This is a genomic window from Pseudomonas putida (assembly GCF_050989985.1).
GTDB lineage: Bacteria > Pseudomonadota > Gammaproteobacteria > Pseudomonadales > Pseudomonadaceae > Aquipseudomonas > Aquipseudomonas putida_AI.
This window is the reverse complement of record NZ_CP158815.1, coordinates 1620747-1641938: the sequence shown is the minus strand read 5'-3', so window position 1 is coordinate 1641938 and position 21192 is coordinate 1620747. Positions and strand designations below refer to the sequence as shown.

General features: G+C 59.9%; 16 protein-coding genes and 4 tRNA genes. 9 read left to right on the top strand and 11 right to left on the bottom strand.

Going from position 1 to position 21192, the window contains the following annotated elements; genetic code table 11:
* Positions 1-75 precede the first annotated feature (75 nt).
* Both ABTV29_RS07920 and ABTV29_RS07915 read right to left on the bottom strand, forming a co-directional pair.
* Positions 76-531 carry a YkvA family protein gene (locus ABTV29_RS07920; protein ID WP_433769566.1) on the bottom strand — a complete coding sequence of 152 codons (456 nt, stop codon included), beginning with the start codon at positions 529-531 and terminating at the stop codon, positions 76-78.
* Positions 532-822: 291 nt separating this feature from the next.
* Positions 823-1536 carry an FKBP-type peptidyl-prolyl cis-trans isomerase gene (locus tag ABTV29_RS07915; RefSeq protein ID WP_175389327.1) on the bottom strand — a complete coding sequence of 238 codons (714 nt, stop codon included), beginning with the start codon at positions 1534-1536 and terminating at the stop codon, positions 823-825.
* Between the two features lie 268 nt (positions 1537-1804).
* Between ABTV29_RS07915 and ABTV29_RS07910 the strand changes: the two genes are divergently transcribed.
* The gene (locus ABTV29_RS07910; RefSeq protein ID WP_433769565.1) at positions 1805-3607 is read left to right on the top strand and encodes a di-heme-cytochrome C peroxidase; all 1803 of its coding nucleotides are present in this window, start codon (positions 1805-1807) and stop codon (positions 3605-3607) included.
* Between the two features lie 28 nt (positions 3608-3635).
* Complete coding sequence (locus ABTV29_RS07905) at positions 3636-4772, top strand: catalase family protein (protein WP_433769564.1); 1137 nt, start codon at positions 3636-3638, stop codon at positions 4770-4772.
* Between the two features lie 191 nt (positions 4773-4963).
* Here the strand turns inward: ABTV29_RS07905 and ABTV29_RS07900 are convergent.
* From ABTV29_RS07900 to ABTV29_RS07885, 4 genes are all read right to left on the bottom strand, one after another.
* A tRNA-Asp gene (locus ABTV29_RS07900) sits at positions 4964-5040 on the bottom strand.
* A 15-nt stretch (positions 5041-5055) separates the two neighbouring features.
* A tRNA-Val gene (locus tag ABTV29_RS07895) sits at positions 5056-5131 on the bottom strand.
* Positions 5132-5330: 199 nt separating this feature from the next.
* Positions 5331-5407: transfer RNA gene (locus ABTV29_RS07890), tRNA-Asp, on the bottom strand.
* Positions 5408-5426: 19 nt separating this feature from the next.
* Positions 5427-5502, bottom strand: a tRNA-Val gene (locus tag ABTV29_RS07885).
* A gap of 160 nt (positions 5503-5662) precedes the next feature.
* On the opposite strand from ABTV29_RS07885, the gene rdgC reads away from it, so the two are divergent.
* The 3 genes from rdgC (at position 5663) to sugE (ending at position 8140) form a co-directional block, all read left to right on the top strand.
* On the top strand, positions 5663-6583 hold the full coding sequence (gene rdgC / locus ABTV29_RS07880; protein WP_110964265.1) for a recombination-associated protein RdgC: 921 nt from the start codon (positions 5663-5665) through the stop codon (positions 6581-6583).
* Between the two features lie 157 nt (positions 6584-6740).
* Entirely contained in the window at positions 6741-7706 is a 966-nt protein-coding gene (locus ABTV29_RS07875; RefSeq protein WP_433769563.1) for a bile acid:sodium symporter family protein, read from the top strand.
* Between the two features lie 119 nt (positions 7707-7825).
* Entirely contained in the window at positions 7826-8140 is a 315-nt protein-coding gene (sugE, locus tag ABTV29_RS07870; protein WP_433769562.1) for a quaternary ammonium compound efflux SMR transporter SugE, read from the top strand.
* A 125-nt stretch (positions 8141-8265) separates the two neighbouring features.
* Here sugE and ABTV29_RS07865 read toward each other — a convergent pair whose 3' ends face one another.
* The 3 genes from ABTV29_RS07865 to ABTV29_RS07855 form a co-directional block, all read right to left on the bottom strand.
* Positions 8266-10140, bottom strand: coding sequence for an MFS transporter (locus ABTV29_RS07865; RefSeq protein WP_433769561.1), 1875 nt, complete (start codon positions 10138-10140; stop codon positions 8266-8268).
* A 110-nt stretch (positions 10141-10250) separates the two neighbouring features.
* Complete coding sequence (locus ABTV29_RS07860) at positions 10251-11402, bottom strand: TDT family transporter (protein WP_433769560.1); 1152 nt, start codon at positions 11400-11402, stop codon at positions 10251-10253.
* Between the two features lie 152 nt (positions 11403-11554).
* Entirely contained in the window at positions 11555-12745 is a 1191-nt protein-coding gene (locus ABTV29_RS07855; protein ID WP_433769559.1) for an MFS transporter, read from the bottom strand.
* A 152-nt stretch (positions 12746-12897) separates the two neighbouring features.
* On the opposite strand from ABTV29_RS07855, the gene ABTV29_RS07850 reads away from it, so the two are divergent.
* Both ABTV29_RS07850 and ABTV29_RS07845 read left to right on the top strand, forming a co-directional pair.
* Positions 12898-13434, top strand: a complete 537-nt coding sequence (locus tag ABTV29_RS07850; RefSeq protein ID WP_433769558.1) for a TetR/AcrR family transcriptional regulator — start codon at positions 12898-12900, stop codon at positions 13432-13434.
* Positions 13435-13671: 237 nt separating this feature from the next.
* A complete protein-coding gene (locus ABTV29_RS07845) occupies positions 13672-17142 on the top strand; it encodes a hybrid sensor histidine kinase/response regulator (protein WP_433769557.1) in 3471 nt (1156 codons plus the stop codon).
* Positions 17143-17255: 113 nt separating this feature from the next.
* Here the strand turns inward: ABTV29_RS07845 and rmuC are convergent, their stop codons facing one another.
* Positions 17256-18620 (bottom strand): DNA recombination protein RmuC, encoded by a 1365-nt coding sequence (gene rmuC / locus ABTV29_RS07840; protein WP_433771783.1) that lies wholly within the window; start codon positions 18618-18620, stop codon positions 17256-17258.
* Positions 18621-18795: 175 nt separating this feature from the next.
* The gene (locus ABTV29_RS07835; protein ID WP_433769556.1) at positions 18796-19119 is read right to left on the bottom strand and encodes a sel1 repeat family protein; all 324 of its coding nucleotides are present in this window, start codon (positions 19117-19119) and stop codon (positions 18796-18798) included.
* Between the two features lie 999 nt (positions 19120-20118).
* Here ABTV29_RS07835 and ABTV29_RS07830 point away from each other — a divergent pair.
* Positions 20119-20343: a hypothetical protein gene (locus ABTV29_RS07830; protein WP_003204606.1), complete on the top strand. Its 225-nt coding sequence runs from the start codon at positions 20119-20121 to the stop codon at positions 20341-20343.
* Between the two features lie 276 nt (positions 20344-20619).
* Positions 20620-21102 carry a hypothetical protein gene (locus ABTV29_RS07825; RefSeq protein ID WP_433769555.1) on the top strand — a complete coding sequence of 161 codons (483 nt, stop codon included), beginning with the start codon at positions 20620-20622 and terminating at the stop codon, positions 21100-21102.
* The last annotated feature ends 90 nt before the right edge of the window (positions 21103-21192 follow it).

The window sequence follows — 21192 nt, the reverse complement described above, 5'->3', positions numbered from 1 at the left end:
TTTTCCTTAGAAGTGTAATCCTAACAGCGGCTAAGGTCGCGGGGGGTATCTATCTATGGATGGAGTTTGGCCGACTTAGCGCTTTTTCGGCCCCTGAAGTTGGAGTTGTTCGGGGGTGGCAGGCAGGCGCTCGACCAGGACGAGCTTCTCTGGCGCCTGACGCTTGCGCCAGATCCGGAAGGCATTGAGTTCGTCGTCCAAAACTTTCATCAGCCAGCCCAGCACGGCTATGTCATCAAGCATGCCGAACAGGGGCAGGAAATCCGGAATCGCATCCACCGGACTCAGGAAGTACATCAACCCCGCCACCACCGAGACGATCGCCTTGGGACTGATCGCGCGATACTCACCGCGCCAGTAAGCAAGGCAGAGTGCCTGCAGCAGGCGCAGATCGTCCTTGAGCTTGCCCAGCCGATTGCCCTGGCTGGCACCTTTGGCGGCCACGGCGAACAACAGGGTCGGCAAGCGCCCACGTGCCAGCAGGCGTCCGGCCATTGGCAGGAAACGCGCAAAATTCCAGGGTGCTTTCATGGGATCCTCCCGCGGAAATGTTATCCACACAAATTGTGGATAACCTTGTGAACAGAGCTGCTTTTCATGGCTGAAAGCCCCGTTACACAAGGGCTGAGCTTAGATCGGGCGTTTTTTACTCATCAAAAAAAACCCAATATTTCATTGACTTGGAGGTCCGTCGCGGTTACCCCAGTCCTACAAAGGCTAAGACTGCGACCTACAGCATCTGTTCGTTTTGTTTACCCGTGATGAACGCCAGATGCAACAACGCCCCGCATGTGCGAGGCGTTGTTTTGAAGTTGTCGCTGATTACTTGGCGGCTTCTTCTTTTGCTGGATCCTTGATCGCCAGCAGTTCCAGGTCGAATACCAGCACCGAGTTGGCCGGGATTGCCGGGCTTGGGCTTTGCGCGCCGTAGGCCAGTTCGCTAGGAATGTACAGCTTGTACTTCTCGCCGACGTGCATCAGTTGCAGGCCTTCGACCCAACCCGGAATCACACCGCTGACCGGCAGATCGATCGGGCTGCCGCGCTCGACGGAGCTGTCGAAAACGGTGCCATTGGTCAGCTTGCCGGTGTAGTGAACAGTCACCACGTCAGTCGGCTTTGGCTGGGCGCCATCGGCTTTCTTTTCCACTTCGTACTGCAGGCCGGAAGCGGTGGTCACGACACCGGCTTTCTTGCCGTTTTCTTCGAGGAATTTCTTGCCGGCAGCTGCCGACTCTTCGCTCATTTTGGCCATGCGCTCTTCGGCACGCTTTTGCAGCGCAGCGAAGGCTTCAACCAGCTCTTCGTCTTTGAGCTTCTGCTCTTTCTTGCCGACGGCATCTTCGATGCCCTGGGCTACGGCTTTGGAATCCAGGTCATCCATGCCTTCCTGAGCCAGGCTCTTGCCCATGTTCAGGCCAATGCCGTAGGAAGCTTTTTGCGCCGGGGTTTTGAGCTCTACGCTGGTTTGCGAGTCGCAACCCGCGAGTACCAGGCTAACCAGGGCCACCGCCGCCGCCAACCGATGCTGTTTCATGCTATTTCCTTGTTCATTCGCCTAAAGGGCAATCGAGTAAAGTCGCGAGCTTATCAGGCGGCCACGACCAATGGCTACCGGCATGAGAGCCGGATATTTGCGATAAGTTCAGGTGTTTAAACGCTTTTCGCAGTGTAGATGATGAAACTTCTGTCATCTGACTCTTGCGCACAAAGTTTGCGCAGCCCGTAAATCTGGCGTGATGGCCACTTGCCGCTCATTAAACGCTCAGGCATAACGGAAGAATAAATCGACAAGGATGTTCATCTTGCGCCTCTTCTTCCGCTTGCTGATCCTGATTGTTGTGCTGCTGGGCGTGGCTCTGGCAGTGGTTCTGTATTACGTCGCCAACCCGAAACTACCGCTCTGGTCCCCGGTGCAGCAGGTGCATTACCTGGATCAGTGGAGCGCGGACGACCGCCAGACCTATTACTTCACTCCTCAGGGCACGCAGGTCAAAGGCTTGCGTTATGACTGGTTCACGGAGCTTGAACTGCCGTTCTCGCAAGAACGCTTTGCGGCGCCGGAGTACCTGGCGCGTTTCGGTTTCCTGATCGACCCCAGCCAAAAACCCACCGCGAACAATCCCGGCAATTTGCCGGTCGGCTTCGCCCGCCATCAAAATCCCGGCGGCACGGATACTTTTCTGGATATTACTTGCGCCGCCTGCCACACCGGAGAGTTGCGTTTCAAAGGTCAGGCAGTGCGTATCGATGGCGGTTCTGCGCAGCACGTTTTGCCGTCCAGTGTTCCTACGCTCAAAGGTGGAAGTTTCGGACAGGCATTGGTCGCAAGCCTGGTTTCGACTTACTACAACCCATGGAAATTCGAGCGTTTTGCTCGCAAGGTTTTGGGCTCCGACTACGAAGTCCGCCATGAGCAACTGCGAAAGGAATTCAAACGCTCCCTGGATACCTTCCTGAAAGTGGCGTGGAACGATACCCACCGCGGGCTCTACCCGACCGAAGAAGGCCCGGGACGGACCGACGCCTTCGGACGCATCGCCAACGCCACCTTCGGCGATGCCATTTCCCCCGTCAACTATCGCGTGGCCAACGCCCCCGTCGACTATCCGCAACTCTGGGACATGTGGACATTCGAATGGGTGCAATGGAATGGCTCCGCCAAGCAGCCCATGGCGCGCAACATCGGTGAAGCCCTGGGTGTAGGCGCCACTCTGAATTTTTTCGATAAAAACAGACAACCCCTGATGGGCGATGACCGTTACCCGTCAAGCGTTCGAGTGCGCGATTTGCACCTGATCGAACAAACACTCCAGCGCCTGGAACCGCCCGCCTGGCCAGAAGCCCTGCTGGGCGCCGTCGACAAACCCCTGGCCGCCAAAGGTCGCACGCTGTTCAGCGAAAACTGCGCCGGCTGCCACGTACCCCGCGTGACCCAAGAGGAAGGGCGATACGTACAGCACCTGAAAATGCTCCCGGTGGAGTTCATCGGCACCGACCCGGGCGCCGCCGACAATATCGCCGACCACCGCTTCGATCTGACTTCGCTGCAATGGAATCAAAAGGACCTGGTAAACCTCGACGTCGAGCCCAAGCCCACCGCGCCGCTGGATCTGAGTCAGATGTCGGTGGCCAAGGGGCTGGCCTATGTCACAGCCTTTGTCGAGAACCGCGCGTATCGCGAAGCGGGCATCACCCCGGCCGAGCGACCGGAGATGGATGGGTTCGGCCTGCCGATCGGTGTTCGCGAATTGCGCGCCTACAAGGCTCGCCCCTTGGCAGGCGCGTGGGCAACCGCGCCGTTTCTGCACAACGGCTCGGTGCCGAGCCTTTATCAATTGCTCTCGCCGCAGGATGAACGCGCGACGACCTTCTATAAAGGCACCTTCGAATATGACCCGCAGCACCTGGGCTATCGCACCGAAGCCTTTACCAATGGCTTCCAGTTCGACACGCGCATTACCGGTAACCACAACAGCGGTCACGAATTCCGCGCCGGCAAGCTCGGCAACGGGGTGATCGGTCGCCTGTTGCAACCGCAGGAGCGCTGGGCGTTGCTGGAGTATCTGAAGGTGCTGGGCGGCCCGCTGGAATCGCAACTGCCATGACCTTTGAACACTGCAAAAGGACTGCCCCATGCTGAAGACCCTTTGGCTGCGCCTGGGTGCCTTTCTCGGCAAGACATTGCTCTGGTTGCTGGGGCTTGGACTGCTGGGCTGGGGGCTGGCCTCGGCGTGGTTCGCCTGGCAGCACCAGGGCCCGGTATCGGCACAGGAATTGATTCCCGAGGGCGAGGCGGCCATGACTCAGGGAATCATTCAGACCGCCGTGCGCATCGTCGACCAGCATCGGGAAAATACCCGCTATTTACGCGATGCCCACGCCAAGGCCCACGGCTGTGTGAAGGCGCAAGTACAGGTGCTGCCGGATCTGCCGGGCGAGCTGCGCCAGGGTGTGTTCAGTGAGCCGGGGAAAACCTGGCAGGCAACCATGCGCCTGTCCAACGGCAACGCCTACCCGCAGTTCGACAGCATCCGTGATGCCCGGGGCATGGCCATCAAGCTGCACGATGTGCCGGGCAAGCAACTGCTGGGCGATCAATCGCAGCGAAACGAACAGGATTTCGTGATGTTCAGTCATCCGAACTTCTTCGTCAGCGATGTCGCCGAGTATCGTCAGAATGTCGCGGCGCAGGCAGACGGTAAAAAGCTCATGGCGTTTTTTCCGGGCTGGGACCCGCGCGACTGGCAGGTTCGTCATTTGTTCATCGCCCTGGCCACGCTGTCCCCTGCCCCGGCGAGCCCGACTCAGACGACCTACTTTTCAGTGTCGCCCTACAAGTTCGGTGAGGCCAATGTGAAATTCAGGGTAATGCCCGATCCGGATAGCTGCCCGGCTTACACGCTTGCAGCGCAAAACCGCAAGCTGCCGAACTTTTTACGCAGTGCGTTGAACCAGCAGTTATCCACAGACCGTACGCCGGCGTGCTTCGTCTTGCAGATCCAGCGCCAGGACGCGAACAAATACATGCCGATCGAGGACACCAGTATCGAGTGGCGTGAGAGTGATGCGCCGTTTCAGACGGTTGCCCGGATCACATTGCCGGCCCAGGACTTCGACACGCCAGCGCTGAACCTGCAATGCGACAACCTGTCGTTCAATCCCTGGTTCGGGATCGAAGCACATCGCCCCATTGGCGGTATCAACCGGTTGCGCAAAGCGGTGTACGAGGCTGTCAGCGATTACCGACACGCCCGCAATGCCGAACTGTAGGAGCGAGCCTGCTCGCGAAGAATCTGAGAACAACGCGGGGTTTCAGGTTTCCCGCGTTATCGTTGACGATCATCGCGAGCAGGCTCGCTCCTACAAGGGCTGAAATTGCCAAACTGCAGACGACAAAAAGCCCGCACTAGGCGGGCTTTCCGTGTGGTGACCTGGCGTTCAGTGTTCCAGGTTACCGAATATGGCGCAGCGGACGGGACTCGAACCCGCGACCCCCGGCGTGACAGGCCGGTATTCTAACCGACTGAACTACCGCTGCGCGTAGCGTTGAAAGTGGTGGGTGATGACGGGATCGAACCGCCGACATTCTGCTTGTAAGGCAGACGCTCTCCCAGCTGAGCTAATCACCCTTTACCTTCGTTGCGGGGCGCATTATGCCACATGTTTTCGTAAAGTGTTGATTTAATTGATAAATTTTTCAAAAAAATCTGAAAACCGGTGAAACGACACGTCCTGCAGATACAACAGTCAAACTTCAGACAGAAAAAAGCCCGCTTCAGCGGGCTTTTCCGTGGTGACCTGGCGTTCAGTGTTCCAGGTTACCGAATATGGCGCAGCGGACGGGACTCGAACCCGCGACCCCCGGCGTGACAGGCCGGTATTCTAACCGACTGAACTACCGCTGCGCGTAACACTGAATGCGAATGGTGGGTGATGACGGGATCGAACCGCCGACATTCTGCTTGTAAGGCAGACGCTCTCCCAGCTGAGCTAATCACCCTTCACGTTCGGTGTGGCGCGCATTCTACGGAGCGACCCTACCTCTGGCAAGCACTTTTTCAATTAATTTTTTCATGCCTTCCAAAGGCTTAGAGAAGGGTTGGCCTATGGCACGGCGAAGACAATAATGCCCCCCTTTGTATAAAGGAGAGAGTCACCCCATGTGGTTCAAGAACCTGCTTATCTATCGCCTGACCCAAGATCTGCCTGTTGATGCCGAGGCGTTGGAATCTGCACTGGCCACCAAACTGGCGCGCCCATGTGCAAGCCAGGAGTTGACCACCTACGGTTTCGTCGCCCCCTTCGGCAAGGGCGAAGATGCGCCCCTGGTGCATGTCAGCGGTGACTTCCTGCTGGTCAGCGCGCGCAAGGAAGAACGCATCCTGCCGGGTAGCGTTGTGCGTGACGCCGTGAAGGAAAAGGTCGAAGAGATCGAAGCCGAGCAAATGCGCAAGGTCTATAAAAAGGAACGCGACCAGATCAAGGATGAAATCATCCAGGCCTTCCTGCCGCGTGCCTTTATCCGTCGCTCGTCGACCTTTGCCGCCATCGCGCCGAAACAGGGCCTGATCCTGGTCAACTCGGCCAGCCCTAAACGCGCCGAAGACCTGCTGTCCACCCTGCGTGAAGTCATCGGCACCCTGCCGGTACGTCCGCTGACCGTGAAAATGGCGCCGACCGCGACCATGACCGAGTGGGTCACCACTCAGAAAGCCGCGGACGATTTCTTCGTACTGGACGAGTGCGAACTGCGCGACACCCACGAAGATGGCGGCATCGTGCGTTGCAAGCGCCAGGACCTGACCAGCGAAGAAATCCAGCTGCACCTGAGCACCGGCAAAGTGGTCACTCAGCTGTCGCTGGCCTGGCAGGACAAGCTGTCCTTCGTCCTCGACGACAAGATGGTGGTCAAGCGCCTGAAGTTCGAAGACCTGCTGCAAGACCAGGCCGAACAGGACGGCGGCGACGAAGCCCTGGGCCAATTGGATGCCAGCTTCACCCTGATGATGCTGACCTTCGGTGATTTCCTGCCGGCGCTGGTTGAAGCGTTGGGTGGCGAGGAGACGCCGCAGGGCATCTGATTGCCTTGATCCTTGGCGTTTGAAAAAGATCGCAGCCTGCGACAGCTCCTATATAGGGATTCACTTTTCCCTGCTGGAACTGCCTCAGGCTGCGATCTTTTTTGTAAGCAGCGTATGCTTAGCTCCCTAACGCTTTTCACATAACAAGGATCAAGCCATGCGTGCATTGGCAGCACTGAGCCGTTTTGTCGGCAACACTTTCGCTTACTGGGTTCTGATTTTCGCCGTCGTGGCATTCCTGCAACCGGCCTGGTTCATTGGCCTCAAGGGCGCCATCGTGCCGCTGCTGGGCGTGGTGATGTTCGGCATGGGCCTGACGCTCAAACTCGAAGACTTCGCCGAAGTCGCCCGCCATCCGTGGCGCGTGGCCTTGGGCGTGGTTGCGCATTTCGTGATCATGCCCGGTGTGGCGTGGCTGCTTTGCCAGGCTTTCCATTTGCCACCGGAGATCGCCGTCGGTGTGATCCTGGTCGGTTGCTGCCCAAGCGGCACCTCGTCGAACGTGATGACCTGGCTGGCCCGCGGTGACCTGGCGCTGTCAGTGGCCATCGCTGCCGTGACCACCCTCCTCGCCCCGCTGCTGACCCCGGCGCTGATCTGGCTGCTGGCGTCGGCCTGGCTGCCGGTTTCGTTCATGGAATTGTTCTGGTCGATCCTGCAAGTGGTGCTGCTGCCGATCGTGCTGGGCGTCGTGGCTCAGCGCCTGCTCGGTGAGCGTGTTCGCCACGCTGTGGAGGTGCTGCCGCTGGTGTCGGTGGTGAGCATCGTGATCATCGTCACCGCCGTAGTAGCCGCCAGCCAGACGAAAATTGCCGAATCCGGCCTGCTGATCATGGCCGTGGTCATGTTGCATAACAGCTTCGGTTATCTGCTGGGTTACTTCACCGGCCGCCTGTTCAAACTGCCACTGGCCCAGCGCAAATCCCTGGCCCTGGAAGTCGGCATGCAGAACTCGGGGCTCGGTGCCGCACTGGCCAGCGCACACTTTTCGCCGCTGGCGGCAGTGCCCAGCGCGTTGTTCAGTGTCTGGCACAACATTTCCGGTGCGCTGCTGTCGACGTACTTCCGCCGCATGAGCGAGAAACAGGACCGGGAAATCGCTGCGCAGCACGCCACCGACTAAATCCGAAACTTGATCCCCGGATTAATGCTGGGCACTATATTGCGCAACGCGGGGACGACCCCGCGGCTCGATCGAGTCATTAATCTGGGGACGACCCCGTCAATCGATGGAGGTCTCTCATGTCCTGGATCATTCTGTTTTTCGCCGGCCTGTTCGAAGTCGGCTGGGCCGTCGGCCTCAAGTACACCGACGGATTCAGCCGTCCACTGCCCACTGCCCTCACCGTCGCGGCCATGGCCATCAGCCTTGGCCTGCTGGGCCTTGCCATGAAGGAATTGCCGCTGGGCACGGCCTATGCCATCTGGACGGGAGTGGGTGCCGTGGGGACGGTGATTGCCGGGATTATCCTGTTTGGCGAGTCGATGGCACTGGTGCGGTTGGCCAGTGTCGCGTTGATTGTTGCCGGGTTGGTTGGGCTCAAGGCCAGCGCCTAGGCCACTGACGCCATCGTGGGCAAGCCCGGCTCCCACAGGGCTTGATGGTGTGCTCACAATATGTGTCACACCCCATAACCTGTGGGAGCCGGGCTTGCCCGCGATGAGGCCCGAATTGTCACCGACTATCTAACAGTGCCCCGCAAATCCCCCACCAGCTGCTGCAATCTGGCCGGCTGCGCCGCCTCGACAGCTACCGCCTCCCCCGCCACCACAGTCACCCGCGACCACAACCGACGAAACAGCCCCTTGGCCGGATCGCGGCTGAAGAAACTCCCCCACAACCCCTGCAATGCCAATGGAATAACCGGCACAGGCGTCTCCTCGAGAATCCGCGTCAGCCCGCCCTTGAACTCGTTGATTTCACCATCGGCGGTCAATTTCCCCTCGGGGAAAATGCACACCAGCTCGCCGTCCTTCAGATAGCGGGCAATGCGCGTGAAGGCTTGTTCGTAGATCTGGATATCTTCCTGACGCCCCGCAATCGGAATCGCCCCCGCGGTGCGAAAGATAAAGTTCAGCACCGGCAGGTTGTAGATCTTGTAGTACATGACGAAGCGAATCGGCCTACGCACCGCGCCGCTGATCAACAAGGCATCGACAAACGACACGTGGTTGCACACCAGCAACGCCGCACCTTCATCGGGGATCAGTTGCAAGTTGCGATGCTCCACCCGGTACATGGAATGGCTGAGCAGCCAGATCATGAAACGCATGGTGAATTCGGGGACGATTTTGAAGATGTAGGCGTTGACGCCGATGTTCAGCAACGACACCACGAGGAACAGCTGTGGGATCGACAGCTTGACCATGCTCAGCAGAATGATCGAGACAATCGCCGAGACCACCATGAACAGCGCGTTGAGAATGTTGTTGGCGGCGATCACCCGCGCCCGCTCGTTTTCGGCGGTGCGCGACTGGATCAGTGCATACAGCGGCACGATATAGAAACCACCGAATACACCCAGGCCAAGGATGTCGATTAGCACCAGCCAAGCGTGGCCAAACCCGAGTATCTCGATCCAGCCATGCCCGGCTGCGCTGTCCGGAACTCCACCGGAGTGCCACCACAGCAACAGGCCAAACACAGTCAGGCCAAATGAGCCGAACGGCACCAGGCCGATTTCGACTTTGCGCCCGGACAGTCTTTCGCAGAGCATCGACCCCACGGCGATACCGACCGAAAACACCGTCAGAATCAGGGTCACCACGGTTTCGTCGCCGTGCATCCATTCCTTGGCATACGCCGGGATCTGCGTCAGATAAATCGCCCCGACAAACCAGAACCAGGAGTTGCCGACAATCGAGCGCGACACCGCCGGGGTTTGCCCAAGGCCTAGTTTCAGCGTGGCCCAGGACTGGCTGAAGATGTTCCAGTTCAGTCGCATTTTCGGCGAAGCTGCCGCCGCCCGCGGAATCCCGCGGCTGGCCAGGTAGCCGAGCACGGCGATGCCGATGATCGCGGTGGACACCACCGGCGCGTAATGACTGGAGGACATCATGATCCCCGCGCCAATGGTCCCCGCCAGGATCGCCAGGAAGGTGCCCATTTCCACCAGACCGTTGCCACCGACCAGCTCGTCTTCATGCAGGGCCTGGGGCAGGATCGAGTACTTCACCGGCCCGAACAGCGCCGAGTGGGTGCCCATGGCAAACAGCGCCACCAGCATCAGTGACAGGTGATCGAACATGAAACCGACTGCGCCGACCGCCATGATGGCGATTTCGCCGAGTTTGATCAGACGAATCAGCGCATCCTTGGCGAACTTTTCCCCGAACTGTCCGGCCAATGCCGAAAACAGAAAGAACGGCAGGATGAACAACAGCGCGCACAGGTTGACCCAGATCGAGCGGTCACCTTCGATCGCGAGCTTGTACAGGATGGCCAGGATCAACGACTGCTTGAAGATGTTGTCGTTGAACGCACCCAGTGACTGGGTCACGAAGAACGGCAGAAAACGCCGGGTGCGCAGCAAGTTGAATTGTGAGGGGTGACTCATCGTCCATGTGTCCCTGATCGAGGTAGTGAGAGGCCTGCATGTATTGAGTGGTTACGTTGATTGGAACGCTCCACGCCGATCCAGGCCACACATTACCCAATCCGGGACGGTTATTTCTTCAATCCTGCAATGCAGGGCGAGACGAACAGCTCGCCGCGCCACGCGCCCTGCAGCGTGCGCTTGCCAACGATCAGCCACATCACCGCCAGCAAGCTCACCAGCACACAACCGAAGGCGCTGAAAAACGTCAGGTGCAACGTACTGGCCAGTTTCAGCGTCGCCAGAGAATAGACGCCCAACGGGAAAGTGAAACCCCACCAGCCGAGATTGAAAGGAATGCCGGCGCGCAGATAGCGCAGGGTGATCAACACAGCCATCAGCATCCACCACAGGCCAAAACCCCACAGCGTGATGCCGGCGACCAGTCCGGTTCCGGCAGCGATTTCGCCGACGCCTTGCAAACCATTGGCGTCGAAGATTGCCGGCGCGTCGGCACCCAACAGCAACATGCCCAGCGCCCCCGTGCCGATAGGACCCAGGGCCAGCCAGCTGGAAGCGGCCATGTTTTCGTGGGGCAGTTTATGCAGGGCCATGCGCAACAACAGAATCGTCAGAATGCTGAACGCCACAGGTAAGGAAAATGCCCAGAGCACGTAGCTGGTTACCAGCATCACCAACTGCGCGTGGGCGTCGGCCAGATGCGGCGCCAGCAGGCCACCGCTGGCGGCCGCCACTTCCGCCGCCACCACTGGCAACAGCCACACGGCGGTCATCTGGTCGATGCTGTGCTCCTGGCGGGTGAACATCATGTAGGGAATCAGCACCCCACAGGCCAGGGACAGCGCCACATCCAGCCACCACAAGGCTTCGGCCAGGGCAATCACGCCCTCGCCCCAACGCGGCAGGCCGAACACCAGAAAGCCATTGATGATGGTCGCCAGCCCCATGGGGATGGTGCCGAAAAACATCGAGACCGTGGAGTGGCCGAAAATCCGCCGCGCCTCATCGAAAAACAGGACCCAACGCGCCGCGTACAGCACTGTGAACAACAGGAACAGCAGGATATTGAACTGCCAGAGGCCTTCGGCAAGGGCGCGTAAAAGCGGGTTGGCAACCGGCAACTGCGCCAGGGCCAAAGCCAGGACACCCGTGCCCATGGTGGCGGCGAACCAGTTGGGAGTGAACTGACGAATCACTTCGCGCGGGTGTTGCAGATGAGTGAATGGCTTGAAGCCGGGTTTGGCGGCATTGGGGCAAGTCATGGCGGGCTCCTGTCCTCTTGTGAGGTGGATCCCATCATAGATCCGAATCGAATATCGATATAACGGGTAATATCTCTAACTGTTATCTATTTAATAGATAATAGTTACCCCGGGCAAAACGCGACGACTTGATCGAGCGCCGCACTCCAGGGTCAACCAGCCGCACTGCAAACATTGCCAGCGCGCTGGCGCATCATCGCCAGCAACGCGCCAAGGGACAGAACGATCAGCACTCCGGCATAACCATCGGTGGTCGTTACCAGGCCCAACGTGCGGGAGAGATTGCCGGCCAGCAAGGAAGGCAGGCAGAACGCCAGGTAACTGAGCACGTAATACGCCGACATCAATCCGGCCCGCTCATGGGGCAACGCCAGTGGAACCAGGGTGCGTACCGTACCGAGGAAACCGGCGCCGAAGCCACAACCGGCGATGAGTGTGCCAATGAAAAACACTGCCAGACTGGCGCTGTGTACGCCGATCAGGATCAAGATGACACCCAGCGGCAGCGAGCTGGCACCTATTCGAAGTCCCAGGGCAGCCGGCCGATTGCGCAAGGTGAAAATCATCAGGGCGCCGGTCATGGTCAAGGTCGCCACGGTCGATCCGCCGATCAGGTTCGACGTCGAGCCTGTCGCCGCACGCACCAGCGAGGGTGCCAGGGAGGCGAAGAAGCCGCCGAGTGCCCAGGTCGCCGTGTTGAGCGGCAGCAACCGCAACAAGGTCGAACGCGCCTGCACCGGCACATGCAGGGTAGGCTTGAGCGACGACCACGCACCGGGCTGTGGCGAGACGCTTTCGGGCAAACGCCAGACGTACAGGGCTTGCATCACAAACAGCGCCAGCAGTAGCCAGTAGGTCAGGTGCAACGGCGCCGGTGCAAACTCGGCCAGCAGGCCGCAACCCAATCCACCCAGCGCCATGCCTATCAGGGGTGCCACGCTATTGATCAGCGGCCCCTGCTGGCGGTCGGTGTCCAGCAGCGTCGCGCTCAACACCGCAGTGGCCATGCCGGTGGCAAAACCTTGCAGCACCCGGGCGCTGATCAGCCAGGCGACGTTGTCGGCGTAGATGAACAGCAGCATTGCCACACTGTTGAGCAGCACCGCCGTGAATATCACCGGCTTGCGCCCCAGATAATCCGACAGCGAACCGACCATCAGCAGCGCCACCAGCAGACTGAGGGCATACACACCGAAGATCAGGGTCAGGATCGCCGCCGAGAAGTGCAGTTGCTCCTGATACAGGTGATACAGAGGCGTCGGCGCGGTGGAAGCCGCCAGAAAACTGAGTAAGGTGATAGCCAGAAACCACAGGCTGGCACGGTTCGAATGAGCAAGGGACATGGGTAGACTCCGCAAAAGCTAACTTTTTGCTTTTGCGGAGTGTGCTACTGCTGTGCGCTTAAAGCAAATTCTTTGTGTTAAGGTCCCCTCCATGGCTTTTCAGGACCGGTGTTGCATTGCCGCAAACTCCGGCGCGAAACAGGAAATACCGAATGACTGCTCCCTCTTTACGCCCAGGCGGACGAAGCGCCCGGGTCCAGGAATCGATCCACGCTGCCGTGCGCGAACTGCTCGAGGAGCAGGACCGCGCTACCGTGACTGTGCCGCAGATCGCCGCGCGGGCCGGGGTCACGCCCTCGACCATCTACCGGCGCTGGGGTGACCTGGCGGCGCTGCTGGCCGACGTTGCGCTCGCGCGCCTGCAACCGGAAACCGAGTCGGTCAACACCGGCAGCCTGTCGGGTGATGTACGGGCCTGGGCGGAGCAGTATCTGGACGAAATGAGTTCGGCACCGGGACGCAACATGCTGCGCGACATACAGGCCAGCCTGAAGCCGAGCTATTGCGCGACGATCATTGGCGGGCAATTGCAGGTGATCCTCGATCGTTACCCGGATGAACCCCGGCCCCATGTCGATCGGCTGATCAACCTGGTGGCCGCGCCCATCGTGTTTCGCATCCTGTTTTCCGAAGCGCCGATGCAGGTCGAGGAGTTGCATCGGTTGATCGAGATAGCGTTGAAACCGTAAGGGCCCCATCGCGAGCAAGCTCGCTCCCACAGGGATTTGCGCTACTGCAAAGATCCATTGTGGGAGCGAGCCTGCTCGCGAAAAGGGCCTTATTCACGACGAAAATCCGACTGACTTCAAACCTGCGACACCCCGCCACGCCACGACCTTGGTCGACACTGACTAACCCCTGTCATCGTGCGAGACTGTGTGTGTCCGGGCGGGAGGCCCGGGCGCCTTTGGTTATCTGGAGTTCCCATGTCGCTGTCCAGCGGGTTGATTGCCGCCGTCGCCCTGGCCTATATGGCCATCATGTTCGCCATCGCCTTTTACGGCGACCGTCGCAGCGCGCCTTTGCCGCCACGGATGCGTGCCTGGGTGTACAGCCTGTCGCTGGCGGTCTATTGCACCAGCTGGACCTTCTTCGGCGCAGTGGGCCAGGCGGCCGAACAGCTCTGGTCCTTCCTGCCGATCTACCTCGGGCCGATCCTGTTGCTGATCGCTGCGCCCTGGGTCCTGCAAAAAATGGTGATGATCAGCAAGCAGGAGAACATCACCTCCATCGCCGACTTCATCGCCGCGCGCTATGGCAAATCCCAGTCGCTGGCGGTGGTGGTGGCGCTGATCTGCCTGGTCGGTGTGCTGCCTTACATCGCATTGCAGCTCAAGGGAATCGTGCTGGGGGTCAACCTGCTGATTGGCGCAGGTGCCGATGCCATGGGCGTTCGCGCCCAGGACACTGCCCTGGTGGTGTCGCTGGTGCTGGCACTGTTCACCATCGTTTTCGGTACGCGCAACCTCGATGCCACCGAACACCACCGTGGCATGGTGCTGGCGATTGCCTTCGAATCCCTGGTGAAGCTGTTCGCCTTCCTGGCCGTCGGGGCCTACGTGACCTACGGCCTGTATGACGGTTTCGATGACCTGTTCAACCAGGCGATGCTCGCCCCGCGACTGGAGCAGTACTGGAAGGAAACCGTCAACTGGCCCTCCATGGTGGTGCAGACCGGGGTGGCGATGATGGCAATCATCTGCCTGCCACGACAGTTCCAAATGACCGTGGTGGAAAACATCGAACCCCAGGATTTGCGCTTGGCCAAATGGGTGTTTCCCGCTTACCTCGCTCTGGCGGCCTTGTTCGTCGTGCCCATCGCCCTGGCGGGCCAGATGCTGCTGCCAAGCTCGGTGCTGCCGGACTCGTTCGTGATCAGCCTGCCGCTGGCCCAGGCCCACCCTGCCCTGGCGTTGCTGGCTTTTATCGGCGGCGCGTCGGCGGCCACCGGCATGGTGATCGTGGAGTGTGTTGCGCTGTCGACCATGGTCTCCAACGATATGCTGCTGCCGTGGCTGTTGCGCCGCAACAATGCCGAGCGTCCGTTCGAAGTGTTCCGACAGTGGATGTTGTCGGTGCGCCGCGTGACCATCGTGGTGATCCTGTTGCTGGCCTATGTCAGCTATCGCCTGCTGGGCTCGACCGCGAGCCTGGCGACCATTGGCCAGATCGCCTTCGCCGCCGTCACCCAGCTGGCGCCGGCCATGCTCGGTGCGTTGTACTGGAAACAGGCCAATCGTCGCGGTGTATTCGCCGGCCTCGCCGCCGGGACATTCCTCTGGTTCTACACCCTGATCCTGCCGATTGCGGCCCATAGCCTCGGTTTGCCCCTGAGCAGTTTCCCCGGCCTGGCCTGGTTGCACAGCAATCCGATGAACCTGCCAATCACCCCGCTGACCCAGGGCGTGGTGCTGTCTTTGGCCGGCAACTTCACGCTGTTCGCCTGGGTCTCGGTGCTGTCGCGTACGCGGGTGTCGGAACACTGGCAGGCCGGTCGTTTCATCGGCCAGGAAATCAGTGCCCGCCCCAGCGCCCGCTCCATGCTGGCGGTGCAGATCGACGACCTGCTGCAACTGGCCGCACGCTTCGTGGGTGAGGAGCGCGCGCGCCAGAGCTTCATCCGCTTCGCCTACCGCCAGGGCAAAGGCTTCAACCCGAACCAGAACGCCGACAGTGAATGGATCGCCCACACTGAGCGCTTGCTGGCCGGTGTGCTGGGCGCTTCGTCGACCCGTGCAGTGGTAAAAGCCGCGATCGAAGGTCGGGAGATGCAACTGGAGGACGTCGTGCGTATCGCCGACGAAGCCTCCGAAGTCCTGCAATTCAACCGTGCACTGCTGCAAGGGGCCATCGAGAACATCAGCCAGGGCATCAGCGTGGTCGACCAGTCGCTGAAACTGGTGGCCTGGAACCGTCGTTACCTGGAGCTGTTCAACTACCCGGATGGCTTGATCAGCGTCGGCCGACCGATTGCCGACATCATCCGCCACAATGCCGAGCGCGGTTTGTGCGGCCCCGGCGAAGCCGAAGTACACGTCGCTCGCCGCCTGCACTGGATGCGCCAGGGTCGCGCGCATACCTCCGAACGCCTGTTCCCCAATGGCCGAGTGATCGAACTGATCGGCAACCCGATGCCCGGCGGCGGTTTCGTCATGAGTTTCACCGACATCACCCCGTTCCGCGAAGCCGAGCAGGCACTGACTGAAGCCAACGAAAGCCTTGAGCAGCGCGTGGCCGAGCGGACCCGTGAACTGTCGCAACTCAACGTCGCCCTGACCGAAGCCAAGGGCACCGCCGAGGCGGCCAACCAGTCGAAAACCCGCTTCCTGGCGGCGGTCAGCCATGACTTGATGCAGCCTTTGAATGCGGCGCGGCTGTTCTCCGCCGCGCTGAATCACCAGGAAGATGGCCTGTCCAGCGAGGCGCAAAAACTGGTGCAGCACCTGGACAGTTCGCTGCGTTCAGCCGAAGACCTGATCAGTGACCTGCTGGATATTTCCCGACTGGAAAACGGCAAGATCAATCCAGACATCAAGCCGTTCGCGCTCAATGAGCTGTTCGACACTCTCGGTGCCGAATTCAAGGCGCTGGCGCGGGATCAGGGCCTGGAGTTCCGCGTCCGGGGCAGCACCCTGCGCATCGAAAGCGATATCAAACTCTTGCGGCGGATCCTGCAAAACTTCCTGACCAACGCCTTCCGCTACGCAAAGGGCCCGGTGCTGCTGGGTGTTCGCCGCCATCAGGGCCAGTTGTCCCTGGAAGTCTGGGACCGTGGGCCGGGCATTCCGGAAGACAAGCAACAGGTCATTTTCGAAGAATTCAAACGCCTCGACAGCCATCAGACCCGCGCGGAGAAAGGCCTCGGCCTGGGCCTGGCGATTGCCGACGGCTTGTGCCGCGTGCTGGGACACACCTTGCGCGTACGTTCATGGCCGGGGCGTGGCAGCGTGTTCAGCATTCGCGTGCCACTGGCCAAGGCGGCCGCCGCGCTGCCGACCAAGGCTGCTGAACTCAACGGCAAACTGCTTGGTGGTGCGCAGGTGCTGTGCATCGACAACGAGGACAGCATCCTGATCGGCATGAACAGTTTGCTGACGCGCTGGGGTTGCCAGGTCTGGACCGCACGCAATCGCGAGGAGTGCGCGGCGCTGCTCGGTGACGGGCTACGGCCACAATTGGCGCTGGTGGATTACCACCTGGACGATGGCGAAACCGGCACCGACCTGATGGCCTGGCTGCGCACCCGATTGGGCGAGCCGGTGCCGGGCGTGGTGATCAGCGCCGATGGGCGGCCGGAAACCATGGCCCAGGTGCACGCGGCGGGGCTGGATTACCTGGCAAAACCGGTGAGGCCAGCGGCGTTGCGGGCATTGTTGAGTCGGCATTTGCCGTTGTAATGATGCCGGCATCAGACATGTAGTGACACATCTGACGCCTTCGCGAGCAGGCTCGCTCCCACATTTGATCGCATTCCCTTGTGGGAGCGAGCCTGCTCGCGAAGCTTTTCGGGTTACTCCGGCAACTCGACCAACCCATCGACATCGGTCATCGCCCGCTCCAGCAAATCCGCCGGCAGACTCTTGCTCGCCCGCGCGCCCAGCAACTTCAGCTGCTCGCTGCGGCTGACCAGGTTGCCGCGGCCTTCTGTCAGCTTGTTGCGTGCAGCGCTGTAGGCTTTATCCAGTTGCTGCAGGCGATTGCCGACTTCATCCAGATCCTGAATAAACAACACGAATTTGTCGTACAGCCACCCGGCACGCTCGGCGATTTCCCGGGCGTTCTGGCTTTGCCGCTCCTGCTTCCACAGGCTGTCGATCACCCGCAGGGTCGCCAGCAAGGTGGTCGGGCTGACGATCACGATGTTGCGGTCGAACGCTTCCTGGAACAGGGTCGGCTCGGCTTGCAGGGCGGCGGAAAACGCGGCTTCGATTGGCACGAACAGCAGGACGAAATCCAGGCTGTGCAGGCCGTCGAGGCGTTTGTAATCCTTGCCGGCCAGGCCTTTGACGTGGCTGCGCAGTGACAGTACGTGCTGTTTGATCGCGATCTGGCGGATGCCTTCGTCGTCAGCCGCCACGTATTGCTGATAGGCCGTGAGACTGACCTTGGAGTCGACCACCACCTGCTTGTCGCCAGGCAGATAAATGATCACGTCCGGCTGGAAGCGCTCGCCGTCCGGGCCCTTGAGATTGACCTGGGTCTGATATTCGCGGCCCTTCTCCAGGCCTGCATGTTCGAGCACCCGCTCCAGGATCAGTTCGCCCCAGTTACCCTGGGTTTTCTGGCCCTTGAGGGCGCGGGTCAGGTTGGTGGCTTCATCGCTCAGGCGCAAATTGAGTTGCTGCAAGCGCTCCAGCTCCTTGGCCAGGGAAAAGCGCTCCCGGGCTTCGGCCTGATAACTTTCCTCGACGCGCTTTTCGAAGGACTGGATGCGTTCCTTCAACGGATCGAGCAACTGCCCCAGGCGCTGTTGACTGGTCTCGGCAAAACGCTGCTCACGCTCATCGAAGATTTTCCCCGCCAGTTCGGCGAACTGCGCCCGCAGTTCGTCGCGAGAACCCTGCAGGTCGTTGAGGCGTTGCTGATGGCTTTCCTGCTGCTCGCGCAGCTCGGCCTTGAGTGAAGCGGCCTGGGCGTCCAGGCGACGCAACTCGGCCTCTTTGCCTGCTCGCTCGATGTTCCAGGCATGGGCGGCATCGCGGGCATCGTCCCGTTCGATTTGCAGCAGTTCGACTTCACGGCGCATGGCCGCCAGGTCAGCCTGCTTGGCGGCGTTAGCCTGGCCAAGATCGGCGATTTCATCGCGCCCGGCTTCCAGTTGTGCGTTTAAGCCATCCTGCGTCAGTTGCGCCATGGCCAGCCGCTCTTCCAGCAGCGCCACCTCGGCCTGCGCGGTACCGGTCTTGCGCTGAAGTTGCCAGGCCAATATCAGTAACGGCAGAGCAGCGCCCGCCAGACCGAGCAATGCGCTGGTCAAGTCCATAGCCATAGCGATTCCTGCGTTTGGAATAAAGCCTGAAGGTTAACCAAGGCGTAAGGTCTTGGACAGCTCAGTCTTCGATCAGGCCCAATTCCTGCTGGGCACGCTGATCCCCGGCCCGAGCGGCCTGGCGCAGCAGGTCCTGGCCGATCCGACGGTCCCTGGCATTCCCGCACTCGCGGCACATCAACTGACCGAGGCGGCTTTGCGCAGCCACGATCCCTTCACGCGCCGGTTGCTTGAGCAATCGGCCGGCGATGTGTTTGACGCTGGTGTTTTCGCCCAGGCGCGGACTGTCCAAAAGCCACTCGGCGACGCGCATCGAAAAGCGTTTGGTGGGGGCGACAACGGAACTTTTTGCGGGGGAGGAAACGGATGATGTACGAAACTTCATAAAGCACTGTGGGCAGATCGCGGGGCGCGCCACTCTACTCTTTTTTTCTTACAGGTAAAGGTGAAAAAATCCCGGCACGCCCGTGCTAGAGCAAGCGCTCGGGACAATCCACAGAAGCTGTGGATAACTCAGTGGACAACCGACCCTGAAGTCCCGCAAAGCCCTGTGGAATGGGGCCTGCGCTCAAACTGATGATTTTTTCACCAGCTAAAAAAAGCGATGTTTTTCATTGACTTAAATTTTGGTTACAGGCACCCACCGCGCTTGAAGGCTGGATGACAGTGGTGTGACAGACCGCGCAAATAATGTGCACAAGTACCTTCCTGGCGGTTATATCGCTGCACTTTTTCGACGCATTCGGTCTCCCTGCCTGGGGATAACCCCGGGCAAACCCGCGATCCAGCCCCCTCCAGAAGTTAGAATCAGCCCTACCGCCGGTCGGATAGCGACCCAATTCAGGGCGTCGCTGCGGTGTGCATGGCACCCGGCAAGCGAATTTCACGCGGGTGAAAATCGAACCATCGGTAACATTTTTGGCTAGCACACTTCCCTTCCCCAATACAATCCGCTAGTATCCGCGCCGTTAGTACCAAGCTGAAAATCAATTCCGGTCGAACAATCTCCCCGGTAAGCCTTCTCCAAGTGAAGCCTTGCACCGAACAAGCGGGATCGACCGCCTCGATGGTTTCCAGGTAAATCCTGCGTCAGCACAGCCTTTGAATCGAATGCAAAGGGTGTTGCCAGGCTCGCTTACTCTGACCGAACCAACCTGCAAATTGATCAGGATCTTCACCCCGGGCCCAGAACCTCTGCCCTTGATGTGTTGCCTGCCCTCCTAAGTACCTACCTGCCAGCCCAAGCGCGCCAATTTAATCAGCGCTTCAAACTGGCTGCTTTGTTCCAGTCGGGTTCTTCGTTCGACCAATGGTGGCCGACGTTACTGGAACGTTTTAATTTTGCACGGCTCTTATCCGTGTCGCTTGTAGGAACACCATGACTATGTCTACTCAAATCCATGCACAGGATGCCATCCGTACCCTGACCAACGCTTTTGCACCGATGAACTGCCTGATCATGGCCGCTCGCAAAGGCTGCTTCAGCTTCACCCTGGTAAACGAACACGGCATCGCCCGTCACAGCGAACGCCTGTACCCCGATCAATACTCCAGCGCCGAACCGCTGCAGGCCGTGATCGAACGTACCCGTCAGGCCCTGGTTGCCTGACACGCCGGCAAGGCTGAAACATCAAGGCCCCGCTCAAAAAGCGGGGCTTTTTGTTGCCTGGATTTTTTCGCTGCGGCGTCCAGGGCTAAGCACCAACCGATATAACGGTTATAACTGGAAGCCGGAAATATTTTAAAAACAGGCCTTTACGCGCCGAATATGACACTACACTTCAACTCAAGCGGCCTGAGCCGCTTCCGGCGAGCCTGAGTCGATCCACTGCTGCCAAGCTCCTGCGTTCAGGCATCGCCGACCATTTCGAGTTTCGAGGGTTTTATGGGTATCGCTGCCAGCGAACTGTGCCGCTATGTGATCCGTCCGACCTTGATCTACTTAGGACGCCATAGCGCAACTGCGGAGGCCCTTTTAGTGGGGATTGCCGCCAGCCAGTCGGCCCTTGGCTCAGCACTGCACGACCGCCGTGGACACGGCTTGTATCGCATCGCCGAACCCCGCCATCAAGCTCTCTGGGACCACTACCTGGCACTCGACCCCGAACGCGCCAGCCTGGTGCGTGGCCTGGCCAGCCAACATGCCTTTCTCAGTGGCCCACACCTGGAACTCACCGTAAACCTGCGTTATGCCACAGCCATTGCCTGGCTGCTGGTCGAAGAACAGAACACTCCCCTCCCCGAAGCCGACGATCTGTTGGGAATGGCTCGCATCTGGCGCCAGACCTTCCAGCCGCAAGGACGCCTCAGAGACTTCACCTACGCCTGGCAGACCTGTGTTTCACCGCTGAATCAGGTAGCCTGCTGATCCCATCTGGATCCAAAGTTCGCACATTGGGCGGCGAATCTGGTCGGATTGTCCTACAAAACCGCTCTAAATCAAGCGATTCGGCCTATA